Origin of the sequence: Stenotrophomonas sp. HMWF003 (assembly GCF_003061285.1) — a bacterium.
Classification (GTDB): domain Bacteria; phylum Pseudomonadota; class Gammaproteobacteria; order Xanthomonadales; family Xanthomonadaceae; genus Stenotrophomonas; species Stenotrophomonas maltophilia_AP.
Genome location: NZ_QAIW01000394.1, coordinates 11531 through 12290 on the forward strand (window position 1 = coordinate 11531; position 760 = coordinate 12290).

The 760-nt window shown below is 70.4% G+C and carries 1 protein-coding gene; it reads right to left on the bottom strand.

The window, feature by feature from the left end; all coding sequences use genetic code 11:
• Window positions 1-10 precede the first annotated feature (10 nt).
• Window positions 11-760 (bottom strand): class A beta-lactamase (gene bla, locus DBR34_RS16880; protein WP_258224042.1); only part of this gene is annotated, 750 nt, incomplete at its 5' end.

Consider the following 760-nt stretch of genomic DNA (forward strand, 5'->3'; position numbering starts at 1 on the left):
GGGGTTGGGGTTACGCTGCGCCGATGTGCTGCTCGGCGATGATCGCCACCTGGCGCAGCACATCGTTGCGAGCGGCATCGTCCACGCGGGCGCCCTGCAGGTAGCTGGTGAGTACCCACGGTGCGCCGCCGGCCAGTGGCCACAGGATGGCGATGTCGTTGGTGGTGTCTTCGCCGTTGCTGCCGGTCTTGTCGCCCACCCGCCACGCCTTCGACAGCCCTGCGCGGAGGCGCGCATCGCCGGTTTCGTTGTCGATCAGCCAGTCGGCCAGCTGCTGGCGCGACGCCGGCTGCAGCACCTCGCCCAGCACCAGCCGCTGCAGGCTGGCGGCCATCGCGGCCGGGCTGGTGGTATCGCGCGGATCGCCGGGGGCGAACCGGTTCATGTCCGGCTCGTAACGGTCGTTGCGGGTCACGGCATCGCCGCTGGCACGCAGGAACGCGGTCACGCTGGCCGGGCCACCCACGACGCGCAGGAGCAGGTTGGCGGCCGGGTTGTCGCTGGTGACCAGGGTGGCCCTGCACAGGTCACGCACGGTGACGTCCTTGCCCACGTGGCGCGCGGTCACGGGTGCATGCGAGAGCAGGTCCTGCGTGGTCATCGCCAGGCGCCGGTCCAGCGAGAGTTTTCCCTGGTCCGCCAACTGCAGCACGGTCGCGCACAACGCGAACTTGAAGGTGCTGCACATCGGGAAGCGCTCGTCCTGGCGGTGGCCGAAACGCTGGCCGCTGCCGGTGTCCAGCAGCGTGACGCCCAGACG